Annotated in this window: 28 protein-coding genes and 1 pseudogene; 7 read left to right on the plus strand and 22 right to left on the minus strand. The window is 62.6% G+C overall.

What is annotated here, in order from left to right; translation table 11 throughout:
- From FFS37_RS27870 to dusB, 4 genes and pseudogenes are all read right to left on the minus strand, one after another.
- Positions 1–1,107: pseudogene (locus FFS37_RS27870) on the minus strand (PAS domain-containing sensor histidine kinase); the annotation flags it as partial.
- A 130-nt stretch (positions 1,108–1,237) separates the two neighbouring features.
- The gene (gene ntrC, locus FFS37_RS27875) at positions 1,238–2,698 is read right to left on the minus strand and encodes a nitrogen regulation protein NR(I) (RefSeq protein WP_137934199.1); all 1,461 of its coding nucleotides are present in this window, start codon (positions 2,696–2,698) and stop codon (positions 1,238–1,240) included.
- Positions 2,695–3,837 (minus strand): two-component system sensor histidine kinase NtrB, encoded by a 1,143-nt coding sequence (locus FFS37_RS27880; protein ID WP_137934200.1) that lies wholly within the window; start codon positions 3,835–3,837, stop codon positions 2,695–2,697. Before FFS37_RS27880 ends, ntrC begins: the two co-directional genes overlap by 4 nt.
- A complete protein-coding gene (gene dusB, locus FFS37_RS27885; RefSeq protein ID WP_137934201.1) occupies positions 3,834–4,862 on the minus strand; it encodes a tRNA dihydrouridine synthase DusB in 1,029 nt (342 codons plus the stop codon). Before dusB ends, FFS37_RS27880 begins: the two co-directional genes overlap by 4 nt.
- Positions 4,863–5,105: 243 nt before the next feature.
- Here dusB and FFS37_RS27890 point away from each other — a divergent pair, with 243 nt between their 5' ends.
- On the plus strand, positions 5,106–6,335 hold the full coding sequence (locus tag FFS37_RS27890) for a bifunctional 2-C-methyl-D-erythritol 4-phosphate cytidylyltransferase/2-C-methyl-D-erythritol 2,4-cyclodiphosphate synthase (protein ID WP_137934202.1): 1,230 nt from the start codon (positions 5,106–5,108) through the stop codon (positions 6,333–6,335).
- Positions 6,332–6,814, plus strand: coding sequence for a CinA family protein (locus FFS37_RS27895; protein WP_137934203.1), 483 nt, complete (start codon positions 6,332–6,334; stop codon positions 6,812–6,814). Before FFS37_RS27890 ends, FFS37_RS27895 begins: the two co-directional genes overlap by 4 nt.
- 9 nt (positions 6,815–6,823) lie before the next feature.
- On the opposite strand, the gene FFS37_RS27900 is transcribed toward FFS37_RS27895, so the two are convergent.
- The 12 genes from FFS37_RS27900 to eno form a co-directional block, all read right to left on the minus strand.
- Positions 6,824–7,315 (minus strand): type II toxin-antitoxin system RatA family toxin, encoded by a 492-nt coding sequence (locus FFS37_RS27900; RefSeq protein WP_137934204.1) that lies wholly within the window; start codon positions 7,313–7,315, stop codon positions 6,824–6,826.
- Positions 7,316–7,382: 67 nt separating this feature from the next.
- Positions 7,383–8,348 carry a lipoyl synthase gene (lipA, locus tag FFS37_RS27905; protein WP_137934205.1) on the minus strand — a complete coding sequence of 322 codons (966 nt, stop codon included), beginning with the start codon at positions 8,346–8,348 and terminating at the stop codon, positions 7,383–7,385.
- Positions 8,349–8,485: 137 nt separating this feature from the next.
- Complete coding sequence (locus FFS37_RS27910) at positions 8,486–8,743, minus strand: GlsB/YeaQ/YmgE family stress response membrane protein (protein ID WP_137934206.1); 258 nt, start codon at positions 8,741–8,743, stop codon at positions 8,486–8,488.
- A 99-nt stretch (positions 8,744–8,842) separates the two neighbouring features.
- The gene (gene lpdA / locus FFS37_RS27915) at positions 8,843–10,288 is read right to left on the minus strand and encodes a dihydrolipoyl dehydrogenase (protein WP_137934207.1); all 1,446 of its coding nucleotides are present in this window, start codon (positions 10,286–10,288) and stop codon (positions 8,843–8,845) included.
- Positions 10,289–10,303: 15 nt separating this feature from the next.
- Complete coding sequence (locus tag FFS37_RS27920) at positions 10,304–10,939, minus strand: SGNH/GDSL hydrolase family protein (protein ID WP_137934208.1); 636 nt, start codon at positions 10,937–10,939, stop codon at positions 10,304–10,306.
- 3 nt (positions 10,940–10,942) lie between these two features.
- Positions 10,943–11,356, minus strand: coding sequence for a hypothetical protein (locus tag FFS37_RS27925; RefSeq protein WP_137934209.1), 414 nt, complete (start codon positions 11,354–11,356; stop codon positions 10,943–10,945).
- A gap of 14 nt (positions 11,357–11,370) precedes the next feature.
- On the minus strand, positions 11,371–12,741 hold the full coding sequence (locus tag FFS37_RS27930) for a pyruvate dehydrogenase complex dihydrolipoamide acetyltransferase (RefSeq protein ID WP_137934210.1): 1,371 nt from the start codon (positions 12,739–12,741) through the stop codon (positions 11,371–11,373).
- A 9-nt stretch (positions 12,742–12,750) separates the two neighbouring features.
- A complete protein-coding gene (locus FFS37_RS27935) occupies positions 12,751–13,044 on the minus strand; it encodes a DUF5076 domain-containing protein (RefSeq protein ID WP_137934211.1) in 294 nt (97 codons plus the stop codon).
- Positions 13,045–13,048: 4 nt separating this feature from the next.
- Entirely contained in the window at positions 13,049–14,479 is a 1,431-nt protein-coding gene (locus FFS37_RS27940; protein ID WP_137934212.1) for a pyruvate dehydrogenase complex E1 component subunit beta, read from the minus strand.
- Between the two features lie 14 nt (positions 14,480–14,493).
- On the minus strand, positions 14,494–15,531 hold the full coding sequence (pdhA, locus tag FFS37_RS27945; protein ID WP_137934213.1) for a pyruvate dehydrogenase (acetyl-transferring) E1 component subunit alpha: 1,038 nt from the start codon (positions 15,529–15,531) through the stop codon (positions 14,494–14,496).
- Positions 15,532–15,721: 190 nt separating this feature from the next.
- On the minus strand, positions 15,722–16,045 hold the full coding sequence (locus tag FFS37_RS27950; RefSeq protein ID WP_137934214.1) for an FtsB family cell division protein: 324 nt from the start codon (positions 16,043–16,045) through the stop codon (positions 15,722–15,724).
- A 154-nt stretch (positions 16,046–16,199) separates the two neighbouring features.
- Positions 16,200–17,474 (minus strand): phosphopyruvate hydratase, encoded by a 1,275-nt coding sequence (eno, locus tag FFS37_RS27955; protein ID WP_137934215.1) that lies wholly within the window; start codon positions 17,472–17,474, stop codon positions 16,200–16,202.
- A gap of 199 nt (positions 17,475–17,673) precedes the next feature.
- Between eno and FFS37_RS35860 the strand changes: the two genes are divergently transcribed.
- Positions 17,674–17,811 (plus strand): hypothetical protein, encoded by a 138-nt coding sequence (locus tag FFS37_RS35860; RefSeq protein ID WP_171026452.1) that lies wholly within the window; start codon positions 17,674–17,676, stop codon positions 17,809–17,811.
- Positions 17,812–17,851: 40 nt separating this feature from the next.
- On the opposite strand, the gene FFS37_RS27960 is transcribed toward FFS37_RS35860, so the two are convergent.
- From FFS37_RS27960 to FFS37_RS27975, 4 genes are all read right to left on the minus strand, one after another.
- Entirely contained in the window at positions 17,852–18,217 is a 366-nt protein-coding gene (locus FFS37_RS27960) for a PRC-barrel domain-containing protein (protein ID WP_137934216.1), read from the minus strand.
- An 83-nt stretch (positions 18,218–18,300) separates the two neighbouring features.
- Positions 18,301–18,504, minus strand: a complete 204-nt coding sequence (locus FFS37_RS27965) for a dodecin family protein (RefSeq protein ID WP_137934217.1) — start codon at positions 18,502–18,504, stop codon at positions 18,301–18,303.
- Positions 18,505–18,589: 85 nt separating this feature from the next.
- Positions 18,590–19,435, minus strand: coding sequence for a 3-deoxy-8-phosphooctulonate synthase (kdsA, locus tag FFS37_RS27970; RefSeq protein WP_137934218.1), 846 nt, complete (start codon positions 19,433–19,435; stop codon positions 18,590–18,592).
- Complete coding sequence (locus FFS37_RS27975) at positions 19,432–20,307, minus strand: VOC family protein (RefSeq protein WP_232375791.1); 876 nt, start codon at positions 20,305–20,307, stop codon at positions 19,432–19,434. Before FFS37_RS27975 ends, kdsA begins: the two co-directional genes overlap by 4 nt.
- Before the next feature lie 280 nt (positions 20,308–20,587).
- Here FFS37_RS27975 and FFS37_RS27980 point away from each other — a divergent pair, with 280 nt between their 5' ends.
- From FFS37_RS27980 to FFS37_RS27995, 4 genes are read left to right on the plus strand one after another with little or no spacing between them, the layout of a single operon-like run.
- A complete protein-coding gene (locus FFS37_RS27980; protein ID WP_269750954.1) occupies positions 20,588–21,862 on the plus strand; it encodes a glycosyltransferase family 4 protein in 1,275 nt (424 codons plus the stop codon).
- On the plus strand, positions 21,859–22,836 hold the full coding sequence (locus tag FFS37_RS27985) for a hypothetical protein (RefSeq protein ID WP_137934221.1): 978 nt from the start codon (positions 21,859–21,861) through the stop codon (positions 22,834–22,836). The genes FFS37_RS27980 and FFS37_RS27985 overlap by 4 nt, the downstream gene beginning before the upstream one ends.
- A gap of 37 nt (positions 22,837–22,873) precedes the next feature.
- Positions 22,874–23,842 carry a GNAT family N-acetyltransferase gene (locus FFS37_RS27990; protein WP_171026454.1) on the plus strand — a complete coding sequence of 323 codons (969 nt, stop codon included), beginning with the start codon at positions 22,874–22,876 and terminating at the stop codon, positions 23,840–23,842.
- Positions 23,839–24,807 carry a glycosyltransferase family 2 protein gene (locus FFS37_RS27995; RefSeq protein WP_269750927.1) on the plus strand — a complete coding sequence of 323 codons (969 nt, stop codon included), beginning with the start codon at positions 23,839–23,841 and terminating at the stop codon, positions 24,805–24,807. Before FFS37_RS27990 ends, FFS37_RS27995 begins: the two co-directional genes overlap by 4 nt.
- Here FFS37_RS27995 and FFS37_RS28000 read toward each other — a convergent pair.
- Together FFS37_RS28000 and FFS37_RS36505 are read right to left on the minus strand one after the other, a co-directional pair.
- A complete protein-coding gene (locus tag FFS37_RS28000) occupies positions 24,777–25,067 on the minus strand; it encodes a Dabb family protein (protein WP_137934224.1) in 291 nt (96 codons plus the stop codon). The two genes, FFS37_RS27995 and FFS37_RS28000, sit on opposite strands and share 31 nt — an antisense overlap.
- Before the next feature lie 138 nt (positions 25,068–25,205).
- The gene (locus FFS37_RS36505; RefSeq protein ID WP_269750928.1) at positions 25,206–25,340 is read right to left on the minus strand and encodes a hypothetical protein; all 135 of its coding nucleotides are present in this window, start codon (positions 25,338–25,340) and stop codon (positions 25,206–25,208) included.
- Between the last annotated feature and the right edge of the window lie 12 nt (positions 25,341–25,352).

Consider the following 25,352-nt stretch of genomic DNA (forward strand, 5'->3'; position numbering starts at 1 on the left):
TTGTGCATTGCTACGGCAACCGCACATACGTACGCCCCTGCCACCGCCGGCAGCGCCAGATTGGTTTAAGGCGAGATTGCCCGTCGCCACCTCGTCGGCGGCGCCGATCAGCTGGCGGATCGGCCGCACTAGCCGGTCGGCGACCGCGATGCCCGTCCATATCGCCGACAGGATGATGATCAGGGTCAGCGACAGATAGGGCAGCGCGAACGCCACCTGCGAGGTGCGCCTGTTGTCCTCGAGATTGCGATATTCGTCGGTGTTGGACCTGACGATCTGGCGCGCCTTGATCACCTCGGGATCCACCAGCCGGATGGTGTAGAGATAGAGTCCCTCGATCTCGCGCAGCTTGACGATGGCGCCCATGATGTTGCGCGTGCGCGGTTCGATCAGCACCGGCCTGCCGTCCGTGGCGCTGGAAACAGCGCCTTCCGGCGGTTCCGGCATGGCGAAGTCGGCATCGGTCTTGGCGCTCATGACGAAAGAGCCATCGGGCTTGATAAGCGCGGCATGCGCCAGCGAACGGCCCACGGCTTCCTTGTTCATCAGGTCGAGAAAGCCTGTGCGATCAAGGCCATAGAGCGTCCGCGACGCATCGAGATCATAGGCCATGGACAGCGTCGTGCCCTGCAGGTTGCGGGCATTCTCCTGGACATAGGCATCCGCGATCGACAGCGACGAATTGACGATCGTCTTGGTGCGAATCTGGAACCAGCGATCGAGGCCGATATCGAGCGTGATCGAGGCGATGATCGCCACCATGATGGCTGGAATGGCGGCAACCAGTGCGAACATGGTGACGATGCGTATGTGCAGCCGCGAGGCCGCCTTGCCATGCCGGCGCGCCATGGCGATGCGGTGCACTTCCCGGCCGATCAGGGCAATGAGGAAGATGACGAAGGCGGCGTTGAGCGCGATCAGCGCCCAGGTCGTGTCGGCATCGGGCGCGATCGGCGTCGCGCCCACCAGAATCGCGAACGAAATGGCTGCCATGATCAGCGCGCCAACGATGGCCACCACGCCTGGCAGGGCCAGCAGCCTGCGCCCGTCGCGTACGCCGGGTTCGCTGAAAAGCGGTTGGTTTATTCCAGGTGCCTGCGGAGCCATGTCGCCGTCTAAAGCCAGTGATTGCGTCCGATCTATGCAACGCATTGTGGCGATTATGCAACAAGTGTGTCCGGAGCGGAAATCTTTAGCCGCTCGATCCCCTGAAAAAGGGGACAGGCCAGACCAGGGTTCAACCCGTTCGCGATGATTTGTAGACGTTGACGCCCAATTCGCGAATCTTCTTGCGCAGCGTGTTGCGGTTGAGGCCGAGCAGTTCCGCCGCCTTGATCTGGTTGCCGCGGGTCGCCGTCATCGACGCCAGCACCAGCGGATACTCGACTTCGGACAGAATCCGCTGGTAGAGGCCGGCCGGCGGCAGTTCGCCGGCAAACGAGGCGAAATAGCGCTGCAGGAAGTGTTCCACCGCCTGGCCGATCGACAGGTCATCGGGGATGAGATTGCCGCCGCCTGGCACCACGGGGCGCTCGCCGGTCTTGAGCTCCGCCTCGATGATCTCGGCTGATATTTCGTCCTGTGAATAGAGCGCGGCGAGCCGGCGCACGAGATTTTCCAGCTCTCGCACATTGCCCGGCCAGGGATAACGCTTCATCAGTTCGATGCCGCCCGAGGAAATGCGCTTGGTCTGCAACCCTTCCATCTCGCCGAGCTTGAAGAAATGGCGCACCAGATCCGGCACGTCCTCGGAGCGTTCGCGCAGCGCCGGCAGCCTGAGCGGCACGACGTTGAGGCGATAAAACAGGTCCTCGCGGAACAGTCCCTGGTTGATCAGTGTACGCAGATCCTTGTTGGTGGCGGCCACGATGCGCACGTCGGTCTTGATCGGCGTGCGGCCGCCGACCGTCGTGTACTCACCCTGCTGCAGCACGCGCAGCAGGCGGGTCTGCGCCTCCATCGGCATGTCGCCGATCTCGTCGAGGAACAACGTGCCGCCCTCGGCCTGCTCGAAGCGGCCGGTGGAGCGGTTCTGCGCGCCGGTGAAGGCCCCCTTCTCGTGTCCGAACAGCTCCGATTCGATCAGGTCGCGCGGGATCGCGGCCATGTTGATGGCCACGAACGGCCCGCCGCGGCGGCGGCCATACTCATGCAGCGCCCGCGCCACCAGTTCCTTGCCGGTGCCCGATTCGCCCGAGATCATCACCGTCAGGTCGGTCTGCATCATGCGCGCCAGCATGCGATAGATGTCCTGCATGGCCGCCGAGCGCCCGACCAGCGGCATGGTCTCGGGCTGCTCTTCGGCGCGTGCATCGATCTTCGGCCGGCGCGGTTCCGATAGCGCGCGGTTGACGATGTTGAGGAGTTCGGTGAGGTCGAACGGCTTCGGCAGATATTCGTAGGCACCGGTTTCCGATGCACGGATTGCCGTCATGAAGGTGTTCTGGGCGCTCATGACGATGACCGGAAGTTCCGGCCGCGCCTTCTTGATGCGCGGCAACATGTCGAACGCGTTCTCGTCCGGCATGACCACATCGGTGATGACCAGGTCGCCCTCGCCCGCCGCCACCCAGCGCCAGAGCGTCGACGCATTGGATGTCACGCGCACTTCATGACCGACGCGGGAAAGCGCCTGATTGAGGACGGTGCGGATGGCCGCATCGTCATCGGCGACGAGAATATTGCCGCGAGCGGTCATTTGCGGTCTCCTTCGCCATCTTGATCGGCGCCCGGCGCCGTTTCCTTCCAGGCCGGCATCAGAACCCGGAACGTTGTCGCGCGCGGCGTCGAATCGCACTCGATGATGCCGCCATGCTCGCCGACGATCTTGGCAACGAGCGCCAGGCCCAGCCCCGAACCGTTAGGCTTGGTGGTTATGAAGGGATCGAACAGGATCGGAAGGATATCCTCCGAAACGCCCGAGCCGTTGTCGCGCACGCAGAACTCCAGAGGCAGCGATACGCGGTCCTGCGTGCCGGGAACCGAGACGCGAATTCCGGGCCGGAAAGCGGTCGACAGCACGATTTCACCCTGCGGATCGCCGCCGATCGCCTCGGCCGCATTCTTGACCAGGTTCAGAAACACCTGGATGAGCTGATCGCGGTTGGCAAAGACCGGAGGCAGTGAAGGATCATAATCCTCCAATATTTTGATTTTCCTTGCAAAACCGTTCTTGGCGATCGCCTTCACATGGTCGAGCACGACATGGATGTTGACGGGATAGCGATCAATCGGTCGCTCGTCGGAAAACACCTCCATGCGATCCACCAGCGACACGATGCGATCGGTCTCGTCAGTGATCAGGCGCGTCAGTGCCCGGTCCTCATCGGACGCGGACAATTCGAGCAATTGCGCTGCCCCCCTGATGCCGGAAAGCGGGTTCTTGATCTCGTGAGCCAGCATCGCGGCCAGGCCTGTCACCGAGCGTGCGGCGCCGCGGTGGGTCATCTGCCGGTCGATCTTGTCGGCCATCGACCGTTCCTGGAACATCACCACCACGGACCCCGGGAATTCGGAAACCGGCGCGACATAGAGATCGACCACCTTCTCGATACCCAGCCGCGGCGAGGAAACGTCGACCCTGTACTCGTTGACCGGTGCCCGGCGCTCGCGCACCTGGTCGACAAGCGTCAGGAGCGGACTGCCGAAAGGAATGAGCTTGGACAAGGTGTTGCGCGCAAGCATGGTCGCGCTGGAGCGGAAGAAGTCCTCGGCGTCCGCATTGGCGAAGGTGATGAACCCCTCCTCGCTGATCATGATCACCGGGCGGCGGATCGTGTTGAGCACGATCTGCGCGGCATCAATCATTTCGGTTCCCTGGCCGGCAGTGGCGTTCATGCGGCGCTCCGCAGGTTCTGAGATTGCGGATCGCGCAAGAGCACGTCGCGCAGCATGGCCTTGACGCGGGTCGGCTCGAACGAGGTCAGTATCGCTTTTCGGCTGTCGTCGGCCACGCCGCCGGCATGGCGATCGAGGTACCAGCCCAGATGCTTGCGCGCCTGACGAACGCCGCTCTCAAGACCGTAAAGCTCCAGCATGTCCTCATAATGGGCGACGACATAGTCGGCGAGTGCCGCTGCGTTTTGCGGCACGCCGGCCGCCGCATCGCCCGCGGCCGCCGCGGCAATGCTGCCCGCGACCCATGGCGCTCCATAATGCGCTCGCCCGACCATCACGGCATCGGCACCCGACTGGTCGAGAATCTCCGCCGCCTCGGCCGGCGAAGATACGTCACCATTGGCAACGACAGGAATGGACACGGCCTCCTTGACCCGGGCGATCGCGCGCCAGTCGGCCTTGCCCTGGTAGAACTGGCAACGCGTGCGGCCATGCACCGTGACCATGCTGACGCCCGCCTGTTCGGCGCGGCGCGCCAGAGTGGGCGCGTTGAGCGCGCCCTCATCCCAGCCGAGCCGCATCTTGACCGTCACCGGCACCTCGACCGCGCCGATAACGGCCTCGATCAGCGACAGCGCATGGTCGAGATCGAGCATCAACGCCGAACCGGCATAGCCGCCTGTGACCTTCTTGGCCGGGCAGCCCATGTTGATGTCGATGATATCGGCGCCTTCGCCGGCTGCGATCCGCGCGGCTTCGGCCATATGCACCGCTTCGCGTCCGGCAAGCTGAACCATATGGACGGGCAGGCCGGAATGCCGTATGCGCAGGTCGAAGCCGGCCCTGCCCTTGGCGAGTTCTCCGCTCGCAACCATTTCGGAGACGACCAGGCCGGCACCATGCGCGTGGGCGCGCTGCCTGAACGGCATGTCTGTAATTCCCGACATCGGTGCCAGGAAGACGCGGTTGCGGATTCCTACGCCACCGACGTCGAGAGGCATCGACAATCCAGCCAAATTAACCATGCACAAAAACCAAGCACGTCCATTCGTTGCACATTCACTAGCCATATCGGCCGCAATGTGCAACGCGCAATGACGCCACATTGAGGCGCAATTGGGAAAATTCGAGCCTTGCGCCTTGGCGGCGGCCAAAGCGCTCACGTCCATCGGGAAGACACAAAAGGACGCCTTGGATGTTTATATTTGGCGCACGATCTTTCCGAAAACCGATTACACTTTTCGGGATCGTGCGCTAAGCCAATCGGCATGACTGACGCAAGCGGAAAACAGGCTTCAGGCGCGCATGACAAGGTGGCGGTGGTCATCGTCGCGGCCGGCCGGGGTGCGCGTGCCGGGCAGGCCGATGGTCCGAAGCAATATCAGCGGATCGGCGGCCGCGCTGTCATCGCGCGCGTGCTCGACATTTTCCTGGCGCATCCGCGCATCGGCGAGATCGTCGTGGCCATCCACGCCGAGGACCATGAGCTTTTCAATCAGGCCGTGGGTGCTCATGCGGATAGGGTGACGGCAATTGCCGGCGGCGCCACCAGGCAGGAGTCAGTCCGGCTCGGGCTACAGGCCTTGAGAACCCACGCACCGGAAAAGGTGCTCATTCATGACGCGGCTCGCCCCTTCGTCGACGCCGAACTTATCGACCGGACCATCGCCGCGATCGGCGAACGCGAGGGCGCGCTGCCTGCTTTGCCCGTTGCGGACACCTTGAAACGGGAATCAGCCGGTGGCGTGGTCAGCGAAACCGTTTCCAGAAGCGGCTTGCACGCGGCACAGACCCCGCAGGGCTTTCCGTTCGCGGCGATCATGACGATGCACGAGGAAGCCTATCATCGCGGCAGAGCGGACTTTACCGACGACGCGGCGATCGCCGAATGGATGCAGATGCCGGTGAAGATCGTTGCGGGCTCGCCAGACAATGTCAAACTCACCTGGGCACGGGATATCGCGATGGCAGACCAGAGACTTTCGGGCGAACGTTTTCGCTTTCCCGACATCCGCACCGGCAATGGCTACGACGTTCATGCCTTCGAGCCCGGCGACCATGTAACCTTGTGCGGCGTCGCCATTCCGCACCAGAAGAAACTGTCCGGGCACTCCGACGCCGATGTCGGGCTGCACGCCCTGACAGACGCCTTGCTGGCGACGTGCGGCGCAGGCGATATCGGCACGCATTTCCCGCCCTCCGATCCACAGTGGAAGGGTGCGGCGTCGCGGCTCTTCGTCGAGTACGCGGCTAAACTGGTGCGCGAGCGTGGCGGGCGCATCGCCAACGCCGACATCACGCTGATCTGCGAGGCGCCGCGCGTCGGCCCGCATCGCGAGGCGATGACGGCAGCCCTGTCGCAGATGCTGGCCATCTCCGCCGACCGCATCTCGGTCAAGGCGACAACCAACGAGAAGCTGGGCTTCGTCGGCCGCGAGGAAGGCATCGCGGCGATCGCCACGGCCAGCGTGGTCTTTCCGGGAGAGGTGCCGCAGTGAGCAACGCCGAACTCGCCATCGCCCTGCTCGGAGCCTGCCAGAAACACGGCATCATGCTGGCGACGGCCGAAAGTTGCACTGGCGGCCTGATCATTGCCGCGCTGACCGATATCGCCGGCTCTTCGGCCGTGGTCGATCGCGGCTTCATCACCTATTCCAATGAAGCCAAGATGGAGATGCTCGGTGTGTCCGCCGCGACGCTCGATGCGCATGGCGCGGTTTCGCGAGAGACGGCGCTGGAGATGGCGGCGGGCGCGCTTTCGCATTCACGCGCGAAACTGTCGCTGGCTGTCACCGGCATTGCCGGCCCCGGCGGCGGCTCGACAGACAAGCCGATCGGTCTCGTCTGGTTCGGGATCGCGTTGGCCGGACGGCCGGTCGTCGCGGAGCGCCAGCTTTTTGGCCACAAGGGCCGCGAATTCATCCGCCACGAGACGGTCAGGCATGCGCTCCAGCTTGGGCTGCGCGCACTGGACTGACGATCAAGCTCAGGAACCCTGCGGCCTGGAATAAGACGGGCCGGAAGGGAGCGGGTTCGCGCCGTAGATCACATCGGCGCGCTTCTCGAAAGCCTCGGCGAACATGCGGAAGGCACGATCGAACATGGTGCCCATCAGCGCGCCGAGGATACGGCTCTTGAACTCATAGTCTATGAAGAAGCGGACGGCGCAGCCGGCGCCGTCCGGTTCGAAGCGCCAGACATTGCTCAGATATTTGAACGGCCCGTCGATGTACTTGACGTCTATGGCGTTCTCGTCGGGCTTGAGCAGCACCTGCGTGGTGAAGGTCTCCCGGATTGCCTTGTAGCCTATGCTCATGTCGGCGACGAGAATGGTTCGGCCGGCCCGCTCCTTGCGCGAGCGCACCGTCAGCGCTTCGCACAGCGGCAGGAACTGCGGATAGGTCTCGACGTCGGCAACCAGCGAAAACATCTGTTGCGGCGTATGGGCGACGCGGCGGGTGGCTTCGAATTTCGGCATGAACCGGCTCTAAAGCGCGTGGTGTCGAGACGGATTCATGCGCCGCGCTTCAGCTCGCTCTTGTGCATCAGGGCGATTTCTGGAGCTGCGCTTCGCGCGCGGCCCGCAACCGGGCGAAATCATCGCCGGCGTGATGGGACGAGCGCGTCAGCGGGCTCGACGCCACCAGCAGAAAGCCCTTGGTCTTGCCGATCGTCTCGAAGGACTTGAACTCCTCCGGCGTGACGAAGCGGATCACCGGATGGTGCTTCTTCGACGGCTGCAGATACTGGCCGATGGTCATGAAGTCGACATTGGCCGAGCGCAAATCGTCCATCAGTTGCAGGACCTCATTGCGCTCCTCGCCAAGGCCAACCATGATTCCCGACTTGGTGAAGATCGACGGGTCGAGTTCCTTGACCCGCTGCAGCAGCCGGATCGAATGGAAATAGCGCGCGCCCGGGCGGACTTTCAGATAGTTCGACGGCACGGTCTCCAGATTGTGATTGAAGACATCGGGCTTGGCCGCCACGACGATCTCCAGCGCACCGTCCTTGCGCAGGAAGTCCGGCGTCAGGATTTCGATCGTGGTCGAAGGCGTTGCGGCGCGTATTGCATGGATGACGTCGGCGAAGTGCTGGGCTCCGCCATCGGCGAGGTCGTCACGGTCAACGGATGTGATGACGACGTGGCTCAATCCCATTTGCTTCACGGCATGGGCGACACGCGCCGGCTCGTCCGCATCGAGGGCGGTCGGAATGCCGGTGGCCACGTTGCAGAACGCGCAGGCGCGCGTGCAGATCTCGCCCATGATCATGAAGGTGGCGTGCTTCTTGTCCCAGCACTCGCCGATGTTGGGGCAGCCCGCCTCCTCGCACACCGTCACCAGCTTGTGCGACTTCACGATTTCGCGCGTCTCGGCATAGCCCTTCGACACCGGCGCCTTGACGCGGATCCAGTCGGGTTTGCGCAACACCTCCTGGTCAGGCTTGTGCGCCTTTTCGGGGTGCCGCAGGCGCGGCGCGTTGGCGATCGTGTCGAGAACAGTAACCATCTCAAATCCGGCTTGTCTTCGCGGCCGCCACTGGCGGTAGCCACCTAAATGTCATCTAGGACTTTTCGGTACAAAGAAAAAGGCCGTCGCGGCGCATGCCGCCACGGCCATTTTCGCATAACCGGGATCCGTCCAGCTTAGCGGCGCACCAGTCGTCCCGCGAAGATCAGCAGGCAGGCGCCGATGAACCCGGTGATCAGGTAGGCCATCCAGCCGATGCCGAAGGGCTCGATGTTGAGGGCTCGCAGAATGGCGTTCAACACCACCGCGCCGGCAATGCCCAGAATGATGTTCATGAAGATGCCGGTGTTGCTCTTCATGACCATTTCGGCGAACCAGCCCGCCAATCCGCCGATGATGATGGCTGCGATCCAGCCCACGCCATTCACGTCCATATGCGCTCTCCTTGACCGAGTGAAACTGCATCCGGATACGAACTACCTTGCCGGCGAGATCCCACCGCTTGCGCGCCTGAGTCTCGTGCAGCCAATCTATCATGCGTTGAGTGCCCGGCCATAGGCGTCGAGCACGCTCTCCTTCATCGTCTCCGACAATGTCGGATGCGGGAAGATGGTGTGCATCAGCTCTTCCTCCGTGGTCTCCAGGTTCATGGCCACGACAAACCCCTGGATCAGCTCGGTCACCTCGGCGCCGACCATATGCGCACCAAGCAACTGACCGGTCTTCTTGTCGAAGATGGTCTTGACCAGGCCTTGGTCCTCGCCAAGCGCAATGGCCTTGCCGTTGGCGACGAAGGGGAAGCGCCCGACACGGATGTCCTTGCCCTCGGCCTTGGCCCTGGCTTCCGTCAGGCCCACGGAGGCAACCTGCGGGCTGCAATAGGTGCAGCCCGGGATCTTGAGCTTGTCCATGGGATGGACGTTGGGCAGGCCGGCGATCTTCTCGACGCAGATGACCGCTTCGTGTTCCGCCTTGTGGGCGAGCATCGGCGGGCCGGCGACGTCGCCGATGGCATAGAGCCCGGCTACATTGGTCTTGCCATAGCTGTCGATGACGATGCAGCCGCGCTCGGTCTTCACGCCGAGCGCTTCAAGGCCGAGATTCTCGATGTTGCCTTGCACGCCGACGGCCGAGATCATGCGGTCCGCGGTGATCTTCTCGACCTTGCCGTCCTTGAGTTCGACATGCGCGGTGATGGAGTTCGCGCCCTTCTCGACCTTCGCCACCTTGGCCTCGAGCAGGATCTTCATGCCTTGCCTCTCGAACTGCTTCTTGGCGAAAGCCGAGATTTCGGCGTCTTCGACCGGCATGACGGCCGGCATCACCTCGACCACGGTCACATCAACGCCCATGGTGCGGTAGAACGAGGCGAATTCGATGCCGATCGCACCCGATCCCATCACCAGCAGCGACTTCGGCATTTCCGGAGGCACCATGGCCTCGAAATAGGTCCAGATCAGCTTGCCGTCCGGCTCGATCCCCGGCAGCGCGCGCGGCCTGGCGCCGGTGGCGACGATGATGTGCTTGGCGGTGTAGGTGCCCTCGCCCTTGGTGTTCTTCGGCAGCGGCGCCTGCGGCTCCATCGGCTTCTTGGACGATTTGCCGACAACGATCTCGTTGGCTTTCGTCAGCTTGGCCTCGCCCCAGATGACATCGACCTTGTTCTTCTTCATCAGAAAGCCGACGCCCGCGTTCATGCGTTGCGCGATGCCGCGCGACCGGTCCACGACCGCCTTCAGGTCCGCCTTGACGGTGCCTTCGATCTTCAGGCCGTAGTTCTTGGCATGTTCGGCATAGTGCATCACCTCGGCCGAACGCAGCAGAGCCTTGGTCGGAATGCAGCCCCAGTTCGAACAGATGCCCGCCAGGTGCTCGCGCTCCACGATCGCCGTCTTGAGGCCGAGCTGCGCGGCACGAATGGCGGCGATGTAGCCGCCGGGGCCGGAGCCGATGATGATGATGTCGTAGTTCTCAGCCACGGTCTTCTCCTTGATTCACAATTCCAGCATGACGCGTACGATTGGCGTCAGCGCCTTGCCGATATTCCGGGTGTTTTCAGCGTCGAGATGGACGCCGTCGAGCGGCGTGGTCAGCGCCACGCCGCCCGCATCGAAGAAGCCGCAGCCCATCTCGTCGGCAAGTGCGGCGTATTGCGGTGCAAGTTGCTTCGAGGCGTCATCGCCGCCAGCGAACATCGCCTTGAAATCGGCATTCTCGGTGCGGCAGACAAGAGGCGGTGAAACGATCAGGATCTGCGGCGCGGTCCAGTCGAACGGATAGTCGTGGCCACGCACGATGTCGATCAATCGCTGGATGCCGTACTTGGCAGCCACCGGGTTACCATGGATCCAGGGCTTCATGTCGTTGGCGCCCAACATGATCACGATCAGGTCGATCGGGGCATGCGTCGCCAGGACAGTCGGCAGCATTCTGGCGCCGTTGCGGTCGGCACCGGCCATATGATCGTCGAATGCGGTCGTGCGGCCATTGAGGCCCTCGGCGATGACCTCCACGCCGTTGCCGAGCCCAACCTGCAAAACGCTCGGCCAACGATCCTCGAGCGCGTGGCGACCGCCTTCGGCATTGTAGCCCCAGGTCAGCGAGTCGCCGTAACAAAGCACTGTCTTCATTGTTCAACCTGCCTTTATTTCGGCAATGCCGCGCTTTACGCGCCAGCGCACGAACAGCCAATGCACGATGATGGTCACAAGGCCCGGCAAACCAAGCCCGGCAACCATCGGCATGTCTTTCCTGACCACGGCGGCGCTGGAGTCGCTGTAGAGGATCAGTACGACCAGCAAGGCGAGCAACACCACGAATACAATCAGGGTCCACTTGCCCGCCATGGCCACGGCGGCGACGGGATCGTTCATCAGCTGCGCCACGAAGAAGACGAAGGTGACGACAAAAGTCACCAGGACCGAGAACATGAAGACGATGACGTATTCTTCCTCGGCGCCGGTGGCGACCGCGAGTTCCTGCGCGACCAGGCCGCCGACGAACCCGGAAATGATGAAGGCGAAAAGGCTGGTGAAGACTATCCGCACAGCCTTTTCCCTTTCTACACCAGCATGCCCATCGGGTTCTCGATTAGCCGCTTGAAGGCGACCAGCAGCTCGGCGCCCAGCGCGCCGTCGACGGCGCGGTGATCGGTCGACAGCGTCACCGACATCACGGTGGCTATCTTGATCTCGCCGTTCTTGACCACCGCCCGCTCCTCGCCGGCGCCGACCGCCAGGATCGTCGCATGCGGCGGGTTGATGACGGCGGCAAAGTCCTTGATGCCGAACATGCCAAGGTTCGACACCGCCGTGGTGCCGCCCTGATACTCTTCCGGCTTCAGCTTGCGGCTGCGCGCGCGGCTGGCCAGGTCCTTCATCTCGTTGGAGATGGTCGACAGCGTCTTTTCATCCGCATGCCGGATGATCGGCGTGATCAGCCCGCCCGGGATCGACACGGCCACGCCGACATCGGCGTGCTTGTGCTTGACCATGGCGCTTTCTGTCCACGAGGCATTGGCATCAGGCACCGCCTTCAGCGCCATCGCCATCGCCTTGATCACCATGTCGTTGACCGACAGCTTGTAGACGGGGGCTTCGCCCTTGTCGGTCTTCTTCATCGGGGCGGCGGCATTGAGCTGCGAGCGCAGCGAAAGCAGCGCGTCGAGCTCGCAGTCGAGCGTCAGGTAGAAGTGCGGGATGGTGGACTTCGCCTCGACCAGGCGCCGCGCGATGGTCTTGCGCATGTTGTCGTGCGGGACGAGATTGTAGGAGCCCTCCTCGAACAGCTTCAGCACCTGGTCGTCAGACATGGCCTTCACAGCCGGCGCGGATGCTGCCGCCGGAGCTCCAGCAGGCGCTGCCTTGGCCGCGGGGGCAGCCTTGGCACCGCCACCGGCAATCGCAGCATCGACATCGGCCTTGACCACGCGGCCATGGGGGCCGGTGCCGGTCACGGCAGACACATCGACACCGGCCTCCTTGGCGATGCGGCGTGCCAGCGGCGAGGCGAAAGTGCGCTCGCCCGAAGCGTGACCATTGGCGACCGGAGCGGGTTCTGCCTTGGCCGGCGCAGGCGCCGCGGCAGCAGTTTCCGCCCTCGGCGCTTCCGCCTTTGGCGCTTCGGCTTTCGGAGCCTCGGCCTTGGGCGCAGCACTGCCGCCACCCTTTGCAGCGGCACCGGCATCCTCGCCTTCGCCGGCAAGAATGGCAATCAGTGCGTTGACCTTGACACCCTCCGTGCCGGCCGGCACGACGAGCTTTGCGACGGTCCCTTCATCGACGGCCTCGACTTCCATCGTTGCCTTGTCGGTCTCTATCTCGGCGATCACATCGCCCGGCGAGACCTTATCGCCCTCTTTCACGAGCCATTTGGAAAGATTGCCCTCTTCCATCGTGGGCGAGAGCGCCGGCATGGTAATGTTGATTGGCATTTTTCCTCCTCAGTTCCGTCCTGTCAGCGAACGGTGCTGGATATTGAACTGATCCGACATTCTGCCGCGATAGCCGTCTTCCAATGCCTGAAGCGTCTCGATTTCAGGGATGCCATCTTGTTCCAGTCTCATCCTGGCTATGTGCATCCCGACATCAGCGAGCACCATGCCCCAGTTGTGAGCGTTTGATCCAAAGAGGTCTTGCATCGTGACAACCGCGTCCGAACCAATCCAGACGCGGAGTACCTCATCAAATTCGCTACTCTCGGCTACCGCTGCGGGAACTTCGAGTTCGCGAGCCATCTCGTTAACCCCGGTACGTCACTGCCTTCACCGCGTCGATGACCTCGCCGACATTCGGCAAGGCCAGCTTTTCGAGATTGGCCGCATAAGGCATCGGCACATCCTTGCCGGCTACGGTGATGACCGGCGCATCGAGGAAGTCGAAGGCGCGTTGCGAGACCTGGTTGGCGATGTGATCGCCGACCGAGTTCTGCGGGAAGCCTTCCTCGACGACGACCAGCCGGTTGGTCTTTTTGACCGAGGCGATGACCGTGTCGAGATCGAGCGGGCGGATGGTCCTGAGATCGATGATCTCGGCATCGATGCCCATACCGCGCAGTTCGGCTTCGGCCTTGACCGCATAGGTCATGCCGATGCCGAACGAGACGATCGTGACATCCTTGCCCGACTTGTGGATGCGGGCCTTGCCGATCGGCAGCACGAAATCGTCCAGCTTCGGCACGTCGAAGGACTGGCCGTAGAGGATTTCGTTCTCGAGGAAGATGACCGGGTTGGGATCGCGGATCGCCGCTTTCAGCAGGCCCTTGGCGTCGGCGGCGGTGTAAGGCATCACCACTTTGAGGCCGGGAATATGGCTGTACCAGGCGGCATAGCACTGCGAGTGCTGGGCCGCGACGCGGGCCGCCGCGCCGTTTGGCCCGCGGAAGACGATCGGCGCGCCCATCTGGCCGCCCGACATATAGAGCGTCTTGGCGGCCGAGTTGATGATCTGGTCGATCGCCTGCATGGCGAAGTTGAAGGTCATGAACTCGACGATCGGCTTCAACCCGGCCATTGCAGCACCGACGCCGACGCCGGCAAAACCATGTTCGGTGATCGGCGTGTCGACGACACGGCGCGGGCCGAATTCCTGCAGCAGGCCTTGGGTGATCTTGTAGGCGCCCTGGTATTCGGCGACCTCCTCGCCCATGACGAAGACGTCGCCATCGCGGCGCATTTCTTCCGCCATCGCGTCGCGCAGCGCTTCGCGCACCGTGGTCGAGACCATTTCGGTGCCGGCCGGAATGTCGGGATCGGCGGCGATTTCGGCTTTCGGGGCGGCTGCAACCGGCGCTGCCTTACCCTCCCCCTTGTGGGGAGGGTCGGCCGGCTCGCCGGCCGGGGTGGGAGTTGCGGCGGCGGGCTCACCCCCACCCGCGCCTGCGGCGCGACCTCCCCCATCGGAGGGGGAGGTAAGAGCAGCGGCGCTCTCGCCATCCTGTAGCAGGACCGCGATCGGCGTGTTGACCTTGACGCCTTCGGTGCCGGCGGCGATCAGGATCTTGCCCAGCGTGCCTTCGTCGACGGCTTCGACTTCCATGGTTGCCTTGTCGGTTTCGATCTCGGCGATCACGTCACCGGCCACGACCTTGTCGCCCTCATTTTTCAACCACTTGGAAAGATTGCCCTCTTCCATGGTCGGCGAGAGGGCGGGCATGAGAATTTCGATCGGCATGTCCTGGCCCTCCCTTACAATACGATATCGGTCCAGAGCTCGGATGCATCCGGCTCCGCATCGTTCTGGGCAAATTCCGCGGCGTCGGCGACGATGTCGCGAACCTCCTTGTCGATTGCCTTGAGCTCGTCCTCGTCGGCCCATTTCTTCTCGATGAGCCGCGCCTTGACCTGCTCGATAGGGTCATGCTCGGAGCGCATCTTCTGCACTTCTTCCTTCGACCGGTATTTTGCCGGATCGGACATGGAGTGGCCGCGATAGCGATAGGTCTGCATCTCGAGGATGAGCGGGCCGTTGCCGGAACGGCACCATTCGGTGGCGAGATCGGCGGCCGCCTTGACGGCGCGCACATCCATGCCGTCGACCTGGATGCCGGGAATCTTGAACGAAGCGCCGCGGTGCGAAAAATCCGTCTCGGCCGACGAGCGCGACACCGAAGTGCCCATCGCGTAGCGGTTGTTCTCGATGATGTAGATCACCGGCAGCTTCCACAGCGAGGCCATGTTGAAGCTTTCGTAGACCTGGCCCTGGTTGGCCGCGCCGTCGCCGAAATAGGTCAGCGAGACATTCTTGTTTTCGCGGTAGCGGTTGGCGAAGGCCAGGCCGGTGCCGAGAGACACCTGCGCGCCGACGATGCCGTGGCCGCCGTAGAAATGCTTCTCCTTGGAGAACATGTGCATGGAGCCGCCCTTGCCCTTGGACAGGCCACCACGGCGCCCGGTCAGCTCGGCCATGACGCCGCGTGGCGACAGGTCCATGGCCAGCATGTGGCCGTGATCGCGATAAGCGGTGATCATCTGGTCGCCTTCGATCAGCGCCATCTTCATGCCGGTGACGACCGCTTCCTGGCCGATATAGAGATGGCAGAAGCCGCCGATGAAGCCCATGCCGTAGAGCTGGCCGGCCTTTTCCTCGAAGCGCCGGATGAGCAGCATGTGCCGGTAGGCGGAGAGCTCCTCGTCCTTGGTGAAGTCGGCCGGCTTTGGCGCCGAAAGACCTGATTTGCCGTCGGATTTGGATTTGGCAGGCGCTTTTCTGGCTGCGGTGGCCATGCATCACTCCCTGTTGGCGTCTCTTTGCGGACATTGGAGCGGAACAATCCACTCCGGGGAGATCACCCTCCCCTGCGATTTATGGGAGGCTAACACGTAAAAACGCGCTCCGCCATGTCGAAAATGCATAGCTGGCATGCGCCTAAGCGATTAAAATCATTGAAAATATTGGCGATTAACCGAAATTGGATTAATTTGCAGAGGCCGGCAGCATGATGGTGATCTCGTCTGGCTGGGACAGATTGAGCGCCCTGCGCGCCTGCTCGTCGAGCATATCCTTCTCCAGGGTCCCGTCATGCATGAGCTTGACGCGCCGCTCCAGTTCCATCCTGCGCCCCTTGATGGCATCGAGCTGCGCCTGCAAGGTAACGGTCTGGGCTTCCAGCTTGTATTTCGAATTGATGCCGAATTCGCCGTGATAGGCATGAAAGCCAAAATAGGCCAGGAACACCACGCACAGCGAGGGAATGATCAGCCGGCCGGTATTTCTCTGCTTGTGCTGGCGCGTCCACATGACTGATTCCCCATGGCCGCGAACTCGAACGACCCTCAGTCTTTTTCGCCTGATTGTGCTTAACGGACGGTTACGCGGGGCCGCTTGGCTGCCCGCAAATGAAAAAGGGCGGGATGTTCCCGCCCTTTCCATCGATCGACGATGTGCGCAGGGCTCAGCCCTTGATCACCGACTTGCCGGCGTAGCGCGCCTGCTTGCCGAGCTCTTCTTCGATGCGGATCAGCTGGTTGTACTTGGCCATGCGGTCGGAGCGCGACAGCGAACCGGTCTTGATCTGCCCGCAATTGGTGGCGACGGCGAGGTCGGCGATGGTCGAATCCTCGGTCTCGCCCGAGCGGTGCGACATGACGGCGGTGTAGGCCGCCTTGTGCGCGGTCTCGACGGCGTCGAGCGTCTCGGTCAGAGAACCGATCTGGTTGACCTTGACCAGGATCGAATTGGCGACGCCCATGCGAATGCCGTCGCGCAGGCGCGCCGTGTTGGTGACGAAAAGGTCGTCGCCGACGAGCTGGGTTTTCTTACCGATAAGGTCGGTGAGATACTTCCAGCCTTCCCAGTCATCCTCAGCCAGGCCGTCCTCGATCGAGATGATCGGATAGTCGGCGGCGAGCTTGGCAAGATATTTTGCCTGGGCCTTGGGATCGCGCGTCTTCTTCTCGCCTTCATAGACGTAATTGCCGTCCTTGAAGAATTCGGTCGCGGCGCAATCGAGGCCGAGCGCGATCTCCTCGCCCGGCTTGAAACCCGCCTTCTCGATAGACTCCATGATGAAGTCGAGCGCCACCGGCGCGCTCTTCAGGTTCGGCGCGAAGCCGCCCTCATCGCCGACATTGGTGTTGTGGCCGGCATCCTTCAGCTTCTTGCGCAGCGTGTGGAAGATTTCCGATCCCCAGCGCACGCCTTCGCGCAACGTCGGCGCGCCGACCGGCAGGATCATGAATTCCTGGAAATCGATAGGGTTGTCCGCATGTGCGCCGCCATTGATGATGTTCATCATCGGCACCGGCAGGATATGCGCCTTGGTACCGCCGACATAGCGGTAGAGCGGCAAGCCAGCCGCATCGGCAGCGGCCTTCGCCACAGCCAGGGACACGCCGAGGATGGCATTGGCGCCGAGCCGGCTCTTGTTCGGCGTACCGTCGAGCTCGATCATGGTCTGGTCGATATGGATCTGGTTTTCGGCCTCCATGCCGCCGATCGCCTCGAACAGCTCGCCGTTCACCGCTTCCACGGCCTTGAGCACGCCCTTGCCCAGATAGCGGGCGCCGCCGTCGCGCAGTTCGACGGCTTCATGCGCGCCGGTCGACGCGCCGGACGGCACGGCGGCGCGGCCCATGGAGCCGTCTTCGAGCACGACGTCGACCTCTACGGTCGGATTTCCACGGCTGTCCAGGATTTCACGCCCGACAATATCGATGATGGCGGTCATTGTGGTGTCCCCGATTGATCAGAAGGAAGGTCGCGCCCGTCTTAGCCAAAGCGACGCAAAAGGCAATTGGGCCGGCGGCATTTATTGGCATCGCGCCGAGTCACGAAGCGCAAATTTCTGTCATCATAAGTCATGCCGCCCAACAGGCATTTCGGGGTATTGCTGCTGGCGCGAGGGGCGAAACTGGAGGAGTTTCGCCATGTCCGAGTTGAGCGGTATCGTCAGTCTGTTCCTGATCGCGGCGGCTTTCCTGACGTCATGCGACAACCAGCAGTCACCACCGAAGGCCAGCGCGTCCTTGCCCGCCCTTCACTTCGGTGAACAATCATCGCCCTGATTGAAAAGGCCCCGCCAAGCGGGGCCTTTTGAATGCGGCGTCAGTGCCAGTAAGGCGTGACCTTGTAGTACTCGTAAGACGCATCGCGCGCGCTCTCGCTGTCCGCACCGGCCAGTTCGTTGATCGAGTAGGCCGGAGCCGCCTGCAACTGGTCCTTAGAGAAGGGCACGACATAGCCGCCCTTGTCCTCGTCATAGTCCAGGCTCGCCCAGGGAATGGCATGGTACTTCTCGCCTATGCCGAGAAAGCCGCCGAAGCCGATCACCGCGAACATGATGCCGTTCGACGTCTTGTCGAGCATGATGTCCTCGATCCCGCCTATGCTCTTGCCCTCGGTGTTGTACACCGAAGTGCCGATCACGCGCGAAGCAGCGATGGCTTCGGTGTGGCCTGTCTGGGTGGTCATGATGCGCTCCTCATTGTCGTTGAACTCTGCTTTGACAATGAGGCGCGGGGCGAAAGTTCCCGATTTTTTCAGCGGCCGCGAGGTCACTCCGCCAGGATGAAAGTCACCTTCATGTTGACGCGATAGGCTGAAATCTTGCCGTCCTCGACCACGATCTTCTGATCCTGGATCCAGGCACCTTCGACGTTCTTCAGGGTTTTCGACGCGCGGGCGATACCCTTCTCGATAGCTTCCTGAAAACTCTTTTTCGATGATGAGGTGATTTCTGTGACGCGGGCAACGGACATGGCTTCCTCCTGCCGAAACGCTCATTTGCCGGGCAAGCGTACAACCGCCACCCGACGACCACAAGCACCGGTCGAATGCCGCCGTTTAACGGCCCTTTGCCACCCGGTCGAAAGCCATGAGCTTCTCCAAAAGCGCTGGCATGTCCTTCAACGGCACCATGTTCGGGCCGTCTGAGGAGGTCGAATTGTCTGGATCCTGATGGGTCTCGATGAAGACGCCCGCGACGCCGACGGCAACGGCCGCGCGGGCCAGCGTTTCGACAAAACGACGCTCGCCGCCGGAGGAACCACCCTGCCCGCCCGGCTGCTGAACCGAATGCGTGGCGTCGAAGATAACCGGCGCGCCGATATCGGCCATGACCGGCAGGGCGCGCATGTCGGATACCAGCGTATTGTAGCCGAAGGAAGCGCCGCGCTCGGTGGTCAGGACATTGGCGTTACCCGAACCCGTGATCTTAGCGACCACGTTCTTCATGTCCCAAGGCGCGAGGAACTGCCCCTTCTTGACATTGATCACCTTGCCCGTCCTCGCGGCGGCCACCAGCATGTCGGTCTGGCGCGACAGGAAGGCCGGGATCTGCAGCACGTCGACATGCGGCGCGACGATGGCGCACTGCTCCTCGGTGTGGACGTCGGTCAGCACCGGAAGCGAGAATTCCTTGCGCAGCTGGTCGAAAACCGGAAGGGCGGCGTCCATGCCGGCGCCGCGCGTGGCCGACAGCGAGGTGCGGTTGGCCTTGTCGTAGCTGGTCTTGTAGACGAGACCGATGCCGAGCTTGCCGGTCAGTTCCTTCAGCGCCCCCGCCATGTCGAAGGCATGCTGGCGTGACTCGAACTGGCACGGACCGGCAATCAGCGCCAGGGCCGCCTTGTTGTCGAAGACGACATTGCCGACGGTGACGGACGAATTGGGCGCCAAGGGCTTGTTCATGGGGTCTCCCGGAAAATAAAAGCCGCGCCCTGTCCGGATGCCGGCGGCACGACGATGTCATTGCCCGCTATATCGTACTCGACCGAAGCGGCTGCAAGCAGCCGCGACGCCGCATCGGCGTCGCGGACCGAGAACACCACGGCGGCAAAGCGAAGGTCCGTCGGCGCACCCGCCGCCAAACCAAAGCGCTCGGCAAACAATGCGGGGTCAACGACACTCAGCCTTGCATTGGGCAAGTCGAACACGCCGCCTGGCTCGTTGGCGGCCGGATCGCCAACCGCCACCGAAATAAACCTATCCTGTGTGGCAGGTGCTTTGCTGAGCGCCACAACCTCCAGAATTCCCGTGGCGCCGTTGGGATGGGCCTGCAAGGCCGAGCGGTCGACATCGGGCGCGTTGATCCGCTGGCAGGCAAAGAGGAAGGCATCCCTTGCCTTGTCGGCGGATGCGAAAGCGAGCTTGAACGAAGCGACATCGCTCTTGCCTGTCGCGTCGGTGAAGGCGCGCGAAAAGCTCAGCATGTCTCCCGCCGACAGGCCCGCCGCCACGTAGCGTCCATGGTCCTGATCGGCATCGGCCGTGGCCAGGACCACGGCGGAAAATCCATCCTCGCCGCGATTCTCGCGGTAGAGCCGGTCACGCGCGACAAACACATTGCCCTCGGCAACAGCCTTCGTCGCCCGCTGTTCATCGCCGATCGCGAGCGGCTCGAGATAGGTGCCGTCGGCAAGGAAAACACAGCAATTCTCGGTTCCGAACGGATGGATGCCGGTCGGAGCGACGACAAAGCCGAGAGAGGCAAGCCGGTCTCGCGCCAGATCGAGGCTTTGTGTCGGCAGGACCAGATGATCGAGCGCCAAAGGATTGCGCATATGAATTCCGGTTGCTGTTCGTGTCATGTGACGCGATGTGCATCATTGCGCGGACCGGTTCAAGGCTCCATCGCAATGCCGCCGCCCGGCATCAGCAACGGCGATCAGAAATAGTTGCGGTTACTCTCTTCTGCCGCCTGTGGATTTGAAGTAAGAATATCCCCCGCACGGGGGATGTTCCGAGTTCGGCCTTGGACGATTGTCACGGCGTCGCGAGTCGATGTCGGCCGCGACTATTGTCCTGCTTGCATGGCTGGAACCACGGATGACGGGCGACTGCATGCTCAGGATCTTGCGGATCACGCCGCATTTCTACCGACCAGGCAGTTGGCCCGTGGCCTACGATCCCGTTGGAGGACTGCAAAACCAGTCATGGACGATCTCGCAAGGCATGGACAAGGTCGGCACAACCCAGACTATCCTGACCAGCTACATTCCCGGTAGCCCAAGACGAATGCAATTGTCGGCAACAACGCGGGTCAAATGCACGGGTTTCTGGTTGCCCGAATTCATGGCCGGCTCGATGCTTTGCTTCAGTTGGTTCGTGGGGGCGATACCCGAGCTTCTGCGAGCGCGCCGCAGCTATGACATCGTCCACATTCATTTCAACCACTCGATCTGGTGCAGGATCATCGCGCTCATCGTCAACAGTCTGAACATGCCGCTCGTCGTTTCGATGAATACGCCGATGTGGTCTGGTCTTCAGAGCGCGTTCGGTCTCAGGGGCAAGCCATACGACGTAACGCGCTGGGTCGAGCGCATGGCTTTGAAGTCCGCCGACAGGGTGGTCGCACTGACCGGGACATTCGGCCGGGCCACGGCCGAGGAACTGGGGCTCGACGCCTCCGATGTAGAGATCATCCCCGACGCGGTCGACGTCGGCGCTTTCCGGCGCCCGATCGCTCCTGAAGCGCTTCGGGCCTTCCGAGGCGAGCACGGCATCCCCGAAGGCCGGCCAATCGTCAGCTTCATCGGCCGCGTCAGCGCCGAAAAGGGTTGGCAGGATCTGCCCGCGCTGGTCGAGCGTTTCTCCGCGAAAGGCGTCTTTCTCCTGATCTGCGGAGATGGTCCCGACCGCCGCAAACTCGAGGCGGCCCTCGCCGCGATTTCCCGGCCGGGCTCGTGGGCCATCACCGGCTTCGTCTCGCCCGACGAGGTCAAGAAGGCGTTCGCCTTGTCCGACGCGATGGTCCTGCCTTCCCGACGAGAAGTGTTTGGCAGCGTCCTTCTGGAGGCGATGGCGGCAGGCGTGCCGGTGGTCGCCTATGCCGTAGGGGGTGTTGGCGACGTCGCCGGCTGTCCCGAAGCACTGGAACTCGTACGGCCGGGGCGCCAGGACGAACTCGCCGACCGTGTACTGCGATTGATTGCCGACCGTCAGGAGCGGGAACGGCTTGTCGCGCGAGGGCGCCGACGCGCGGCGGACTTTTCGGTGGATTCCGCGGTAGCGCTGAACCTTGCCCTGTATGCTTCAGTTCTCGCCGCGAAAGGATCACGGCGACCGGCCGGCGCGCCGACGTGGCAGGAGGACGGCGGCTCGCCGGACAGCGCTTGATCAACTTCGTCACCACGCGCAGCCATGGCCATACCGTTCGCCATCTGGTCCGCCAGTTGGGCAATGCGCGACATTGGAGCTACGAGCGCCTCTTTCGGCAGAGGGAACTGCGCTCCGGTACCTGGGTTTTTACCGACCATGAGCGGCTTTCGAACTTCGAGATCGCCCTGGCCGCCCGGGTCGCCAATCGACTTGAGCGCGGCGGAGCCCGCGTGCTCAACCACCCCGCCCATGTGCTTGGCCGCCATGATCTGCTGAAGGCCCTGAATGCGGCAGGGATCAATCGTTTTTCGGCCTGGCGTTGTGAAAGCCAGCCGCGCCCGAACTCGTTTCCAGTCTTCATCCGCAACGAGTTCGATCATGTTTCCGCCGGCTTGGAGTTGATTGCGGACCAAGCGGCACTCGATGCGGCACTGAGCCGGATGAGAGCGAACGGCATACCCTTGGCCGGCAAGCTGGTCATCGAGTATGCCGGACAGGAGGTAAGCCCGGGCGTCTGGCAGCGCTTTGCCACCTATCGCGTCGGCCATCGGCTGATCGCCCACCACAACGCCGTCGATTTCCGCTGGGCCGCCAAGGACGTGGAGGACACACAGCGCCTTGTCGCCCATCCGATGTTCGCGGCATTCCTCGAAACCGAACGCCGTTTCGTCGAAGGCAATATCTACGAAGAAGTGCTGCGCCGGGCCTTCGACCTTGCCGGCATCGACTATGGACGGGCCGATTTCTCGCTGGTCGACGGCCGTCCCCAGATATTCGAGATCAACACCAATCCGGCACATGGCTCCCACAGCACGATCTATCAGCAGACCCATCCCGAACGCGTTGCGACCCAAAAACTATCGGAAGACAGGCTATACGCCGCCTTGCGGGCGGTGGATGTGCCGGCAGGCGCCCGCATCGGCCTCGACGATCCCGCACTCCTCCCGCAGCAAGCGTTCAGAAGACTTTTCACGGGGCTGAAACGTGCTTGATCTCGCCGCGGCTGAACCTTTCATTTCCGATCGGCCGATGCTGATCGAGGCGACCGATCACTTCGATTTCGGCTCCGAGGAATATCGGCGGCTCTACGCCCGCGCACCGGCATCGGCATTCCAACACCCTAACTGGCTCACGGCCTTCTATCGCAACATCGCTCCGGCACATGATGCGGAACCTTTGGTTATTACTGGCCGGGACACTGCCGGCGAGCTTCGGCTTGTGGTGCCGCTCGTCCGGCGCGAGAGCGGCAGTCAAACGCAGTCGATCGAATACGCCTTTCTCGGCGTCACCGACTACGTTTGCCCTGTCATTGCTAAGGGCGTGAAAATCAATGCATCGACCAGGCGGCATTTTCGCGATGTACTTGGCCTCTATTGCGCCCTGAGAATCGGCCCTGTCCATCGCGCTCACCTCAGTCAATGGCGTGCGCTGCTGGGCATCGGGCCATCCGAGCTAGACTTCGGTGCCCATGCCGTGCGCTACGCGTTTCCTTATGCCGAATGGCGCAAAGCCAACCTTGGCAATCGACGCGCGGCAGATCTCGACCGCAAGGCACGCAGGCTTGCCGAGGCCGGCGAACTGAAGCTGCGGCTGGTCGAGCCCAATGATGTGCGCCAGGCCATGATCGCGGCGCGCGATTTCCGTTCCGGGCGGTTTCCGGACGATCCGCTGCAGACAGAGCATGGCCTCGAATTCTACATCGACGTCGCCGTGAACGGCGCGCATTCAGGCCTCGCGCGAACCTATCGTCTCGCTTCCGAGGACCGCACGGTCGCCCTGGTCTTCGGCTTGGTCGACGGCGACTGTTTCCGATACATTCTTCTGGCCTGCGACTATGGCGCCCATGCGCGCTATTCTCCGGGCCTGCTGGCGCTTGACTGCGTGATGGCGGCCTGGGCCACCGACGGGGGCAAGACCTTCGATTTCACCATTGGCGATGAGCCCTTCAAGAGCCGGTTCGGCTGCACCCGCTCCACCATGTACGAGTTTTGCCTGTGACAGTCCTGCCTGCGACACTTCCGGAGCCAGACGGCGTTCTCGACACGCCCCGGCTGGCCGTCGTGGTCCCCGCCAGGAACCGCCGCGAAAGCTTGCCGCGCACGCTGGCATCCATATTTTGCGTGTCCCGGACAGATATCGAAGTGGTGGTTATAGACGACGGATCGGCGGATGGCACCGAAAGCTACCTGGCCTCTATCGACGATCCGCGCCTGAAATGGCGCCGTTTGCCTGCGCCGGCCGGAGCCAACACGGCCCGCAATGAGGGCGCGGCGTTGTCGCGTGCGCCGCTGATCGCCTTCCTTGATTCTGATGACGCCTTCCGACCCGGGCGGATCGACCGGCTTGTCTCCTTCTTCGAGGAAAACCCTGAAATCGCCTGCACCATAGACGGATTCAGCGACATCTCCCCCAGCGGCGAGCGCATCCATCGGCTGCCGCGGGTCGAGCCCGATGAGGAAACGTTACGGCAGTTGCTGCTCTGCCACTGCATTCCGTTGACCAATTCGACCGTCACCGTTCGCCGGGCGGCGTTCGAGGCAGTCGGCGGCTACGATCCGGACCTTCGTCGCCATCAGGACAGGGAACTCCTGCTGCGCCTGGCGCGGCAGCACCGCATAGCCTTCGGCACCGCCACCGATGTCCTGAAGTACCGATCGGCGAATTCGATCTCGCGCACCCATGCCGGTTACATCAAGGGGCTGGACGACTTCGTGGCTCGCTGCCCCGATTATCGATCGGCCGGCTACGCGTCGATCCTCAGCTATCTGACGGTGCGCGGCGCATTGAAGGCATTGGCGCAAGGCCATTTCAGCGTCGCGCTGGCTGAATTGAAAGCCTGGCGCCGGGCCGACAACCTGCCCGGTGGCCTGCATGTGTTTCCAGGCTATTTCACCGGGCGCCGCAAAAGACACCTCCTGGCGCAGGCCCTGGATCAGCTTCCGGCCACGACGTCGGCGGAATAACGCAGTTCACGCAACGGTTTGACCTTGCTGGTGGTCTGCGCATAGAGCGGATGGGCCTTGTAGGCGGCCAGCGCGGCGTCATCGGCAAACTCCGCATAGACAACGACGTCGATTTCGTTGCCGAGCGGGTCGACCTTGGTGTTGAAGGTAACCTCGAAAAGACTGGAATGGGGAATGTCGCCGAGCGCCAGCAGTCCGGTGCGCACCGCCTCCATGTCCTCCTTGCGCCGCGCGCTGAAGAAAACGATATGCCGGATCAAATTTCCGCCTCCTCGATCTGATGCCGGGTCTTTTGTGACGGCGGTCCGGTGGCGTCAACCACTCATGACGACGCGCGTCCTTGCGACGCGCCACCTCGCGGTCGCAAGGACGCGACCGCCGATGCTTTTCGAAGCTAGCTAGGCCTTGCCGGTGACATAGCGCACGACATGGGAGAGCTCCTTGACCGAAATGTCGAGATAGCGGCCCTGATTGTAAAGGCCGTCCCAGATCAGGAAGAACGCGATGGCGGCAATGACGATTACATAACGCATGGCTAAAGCTAT

The organism is Mesorhizobium comanense, from assembly GCF_005503535.1.
Classification (GTDB): Bacteria; Pseudomonadota; Alphaproteobacteria; order Rhizobiales; family Rhizobiaceae; genus Mesorhizobium; species Mesorhizobium comanense.

Excerpts from the sequence above, each read along its gene's own strand:
- kdsA (WP_137934218.1), bottom strand. The coding sequence starts at position 19,435 with ATGAACAAGCCCTTGGCGCCCAATTCGTCCGTCACCGTCGGCAATGTC.
- FFS37_RS27940 (WP_137934212.1), bottom strand. The coding sequence starts at position 14,479 with ATGCCGATCGAAATTCTCATGCCCGCCCTCTCGCCGACCATGGAAGAG.
- FFS37_RS27920 (WP_137934208.1), bottom strand. The coding sequence starts at position 10,939 with ATGAAGACAGTGCTTTGTTACGGCGACTCGCTGACCTGGGGCTACAAT.
- FFS37_RS27880 (WP_137934200.1), bottom strand. The coding sequence starts at position 3,837 with ATGAACGCCACTGCCGGCCAGGGAACCGAAATGATTGATGCCGCGCAG.
- FFS37_RS35860 (WP_171026452.1), top strand. The coding sequence starts at position 17,674 with ATGTCCGAGTTGAGCGGTATCGTCAGTCTGTTCCTGATCGCGGCGGCT.
- FFS37_RS27960 (WP_137934216.1), bottom strand. The coding sequence starts at position 18,217 with ATGACCACCCAGACAGGCCACACCGAAGCCATCGCTGCTTCGCGCGTG.
- FFS37_RS27990 (WP_171026454.1), top strand. The coding sequence starts at position 22,874 with ATGCTGATCGAGGCGACCGATCACTTCGATTTCGGCTCCGAGGAATAT.
- pdhA (WP_137934213.1), bottom strand. The coding sequence starts at position 15,531 with ATGGCCACCGCAGCCAGAAAAGCGCCTGCCAAATCCAAATCCGACGGC.
- lipA (WP_137934205.1), bottom strand. The coding sequence starts at position 8,348 with ATGGTTACTGTTCTCGACACGATCGCCAACGCGCCGCGCCTGCGGCAC.
- FFS37_RS27910 (WP_137934206.1), bottom strand. The coding sequence starts at position 8,743 with ATGGACGTGAATGGCGTGGGCTGGATCGCAGCCATCATCATCGGCGGA.
- FFS37_RS27975 (WP_232375791.1), bottom strand. The coding sequence starts at position 20,307 with ATGCGCAATCCTTTGGCGCTCGATCATCTGGTCCTGCCGACACAAAGC.
- FFS37_RS27930 (WP_137934210.1), bottom strand. The coding sequence starts at position 12,741 with ATGCCAATCAACATTACCATGCCGGCGCTCTCGCCCACGATGGAAGAG.
- FFS37_RS27900 (WP_137934204.1), bottom strand. The coding sequence starts at position 7,315 with ATGCCGAAATTCGAAGCCACCCGCCGCGTCGCCCATACGCCGCAACAG.
- eno (WP_137934215.1), bottom strand. The coding sequence starts at position 17,474 with ATGACCGCCATCATCGATATTGTCGGGCGTGAAATCCTGGACAGCCGT.
- FFS37_RS27950 (WP_137934214.1), bottom strand. The coding sequence starts at position 16,045 with ATGTGGACGCGCCAGCACAAGCAGAGAAATACCGGCCGGCTGATCATT.
- FFS37_RS27980 (WP_269750954.1), top strand. The coding sequence starts at position 20,588 with ATGCTCAGGATCTTGCGGATCACGCCGCATTTCTACCGACCAGGCAGT.
- FFS37_RS27965 (WP_137934217.1), bottom strand. The coding sequence starts at position 18,504 with ATGTCCGTTGCCCGCGTCACAGAAATCACCTCATCATCGAAAAAGAGT.
- FFS37_RS36505 (WP_269750928.1), bottom strand. The coding sequence starts at position 25,340 with ATGCGTTATGTAATCGTCATTGCCGCCATCGCGTTCTTCCTGATCTGG.
- FFS37_RS27890 (WP_137934202.1), top strand. The coding sequence starts at position 5,106 with ATGACTGACGCAAGCGGAAAACAGGCTTCAGGCGCGCATGACAAGGTG.
- ntrC (WP_137934199.1), bottom strand. The coding sequence starts at position 2,698 with ATGACCGCTCGCGGCAATATTCTCGTCGCCGATGACGATGCGGCCATC.
- dusB (WP_137934201.1), bottom strand. The coding sequence starts at position 4,862 with ATGGTTAATTTGGCTGGATTGTCGATGCCTCTCGACGTCGGTGGCGTA.
- FFS37_RS27935 (WP_137934211.1), bottom strand. The coding sequence starts at position 13,044 with ATGGCTCGCGAACTCGAAGTTCCCGCAGCGGTAGCCGAGAGTAGCGAA.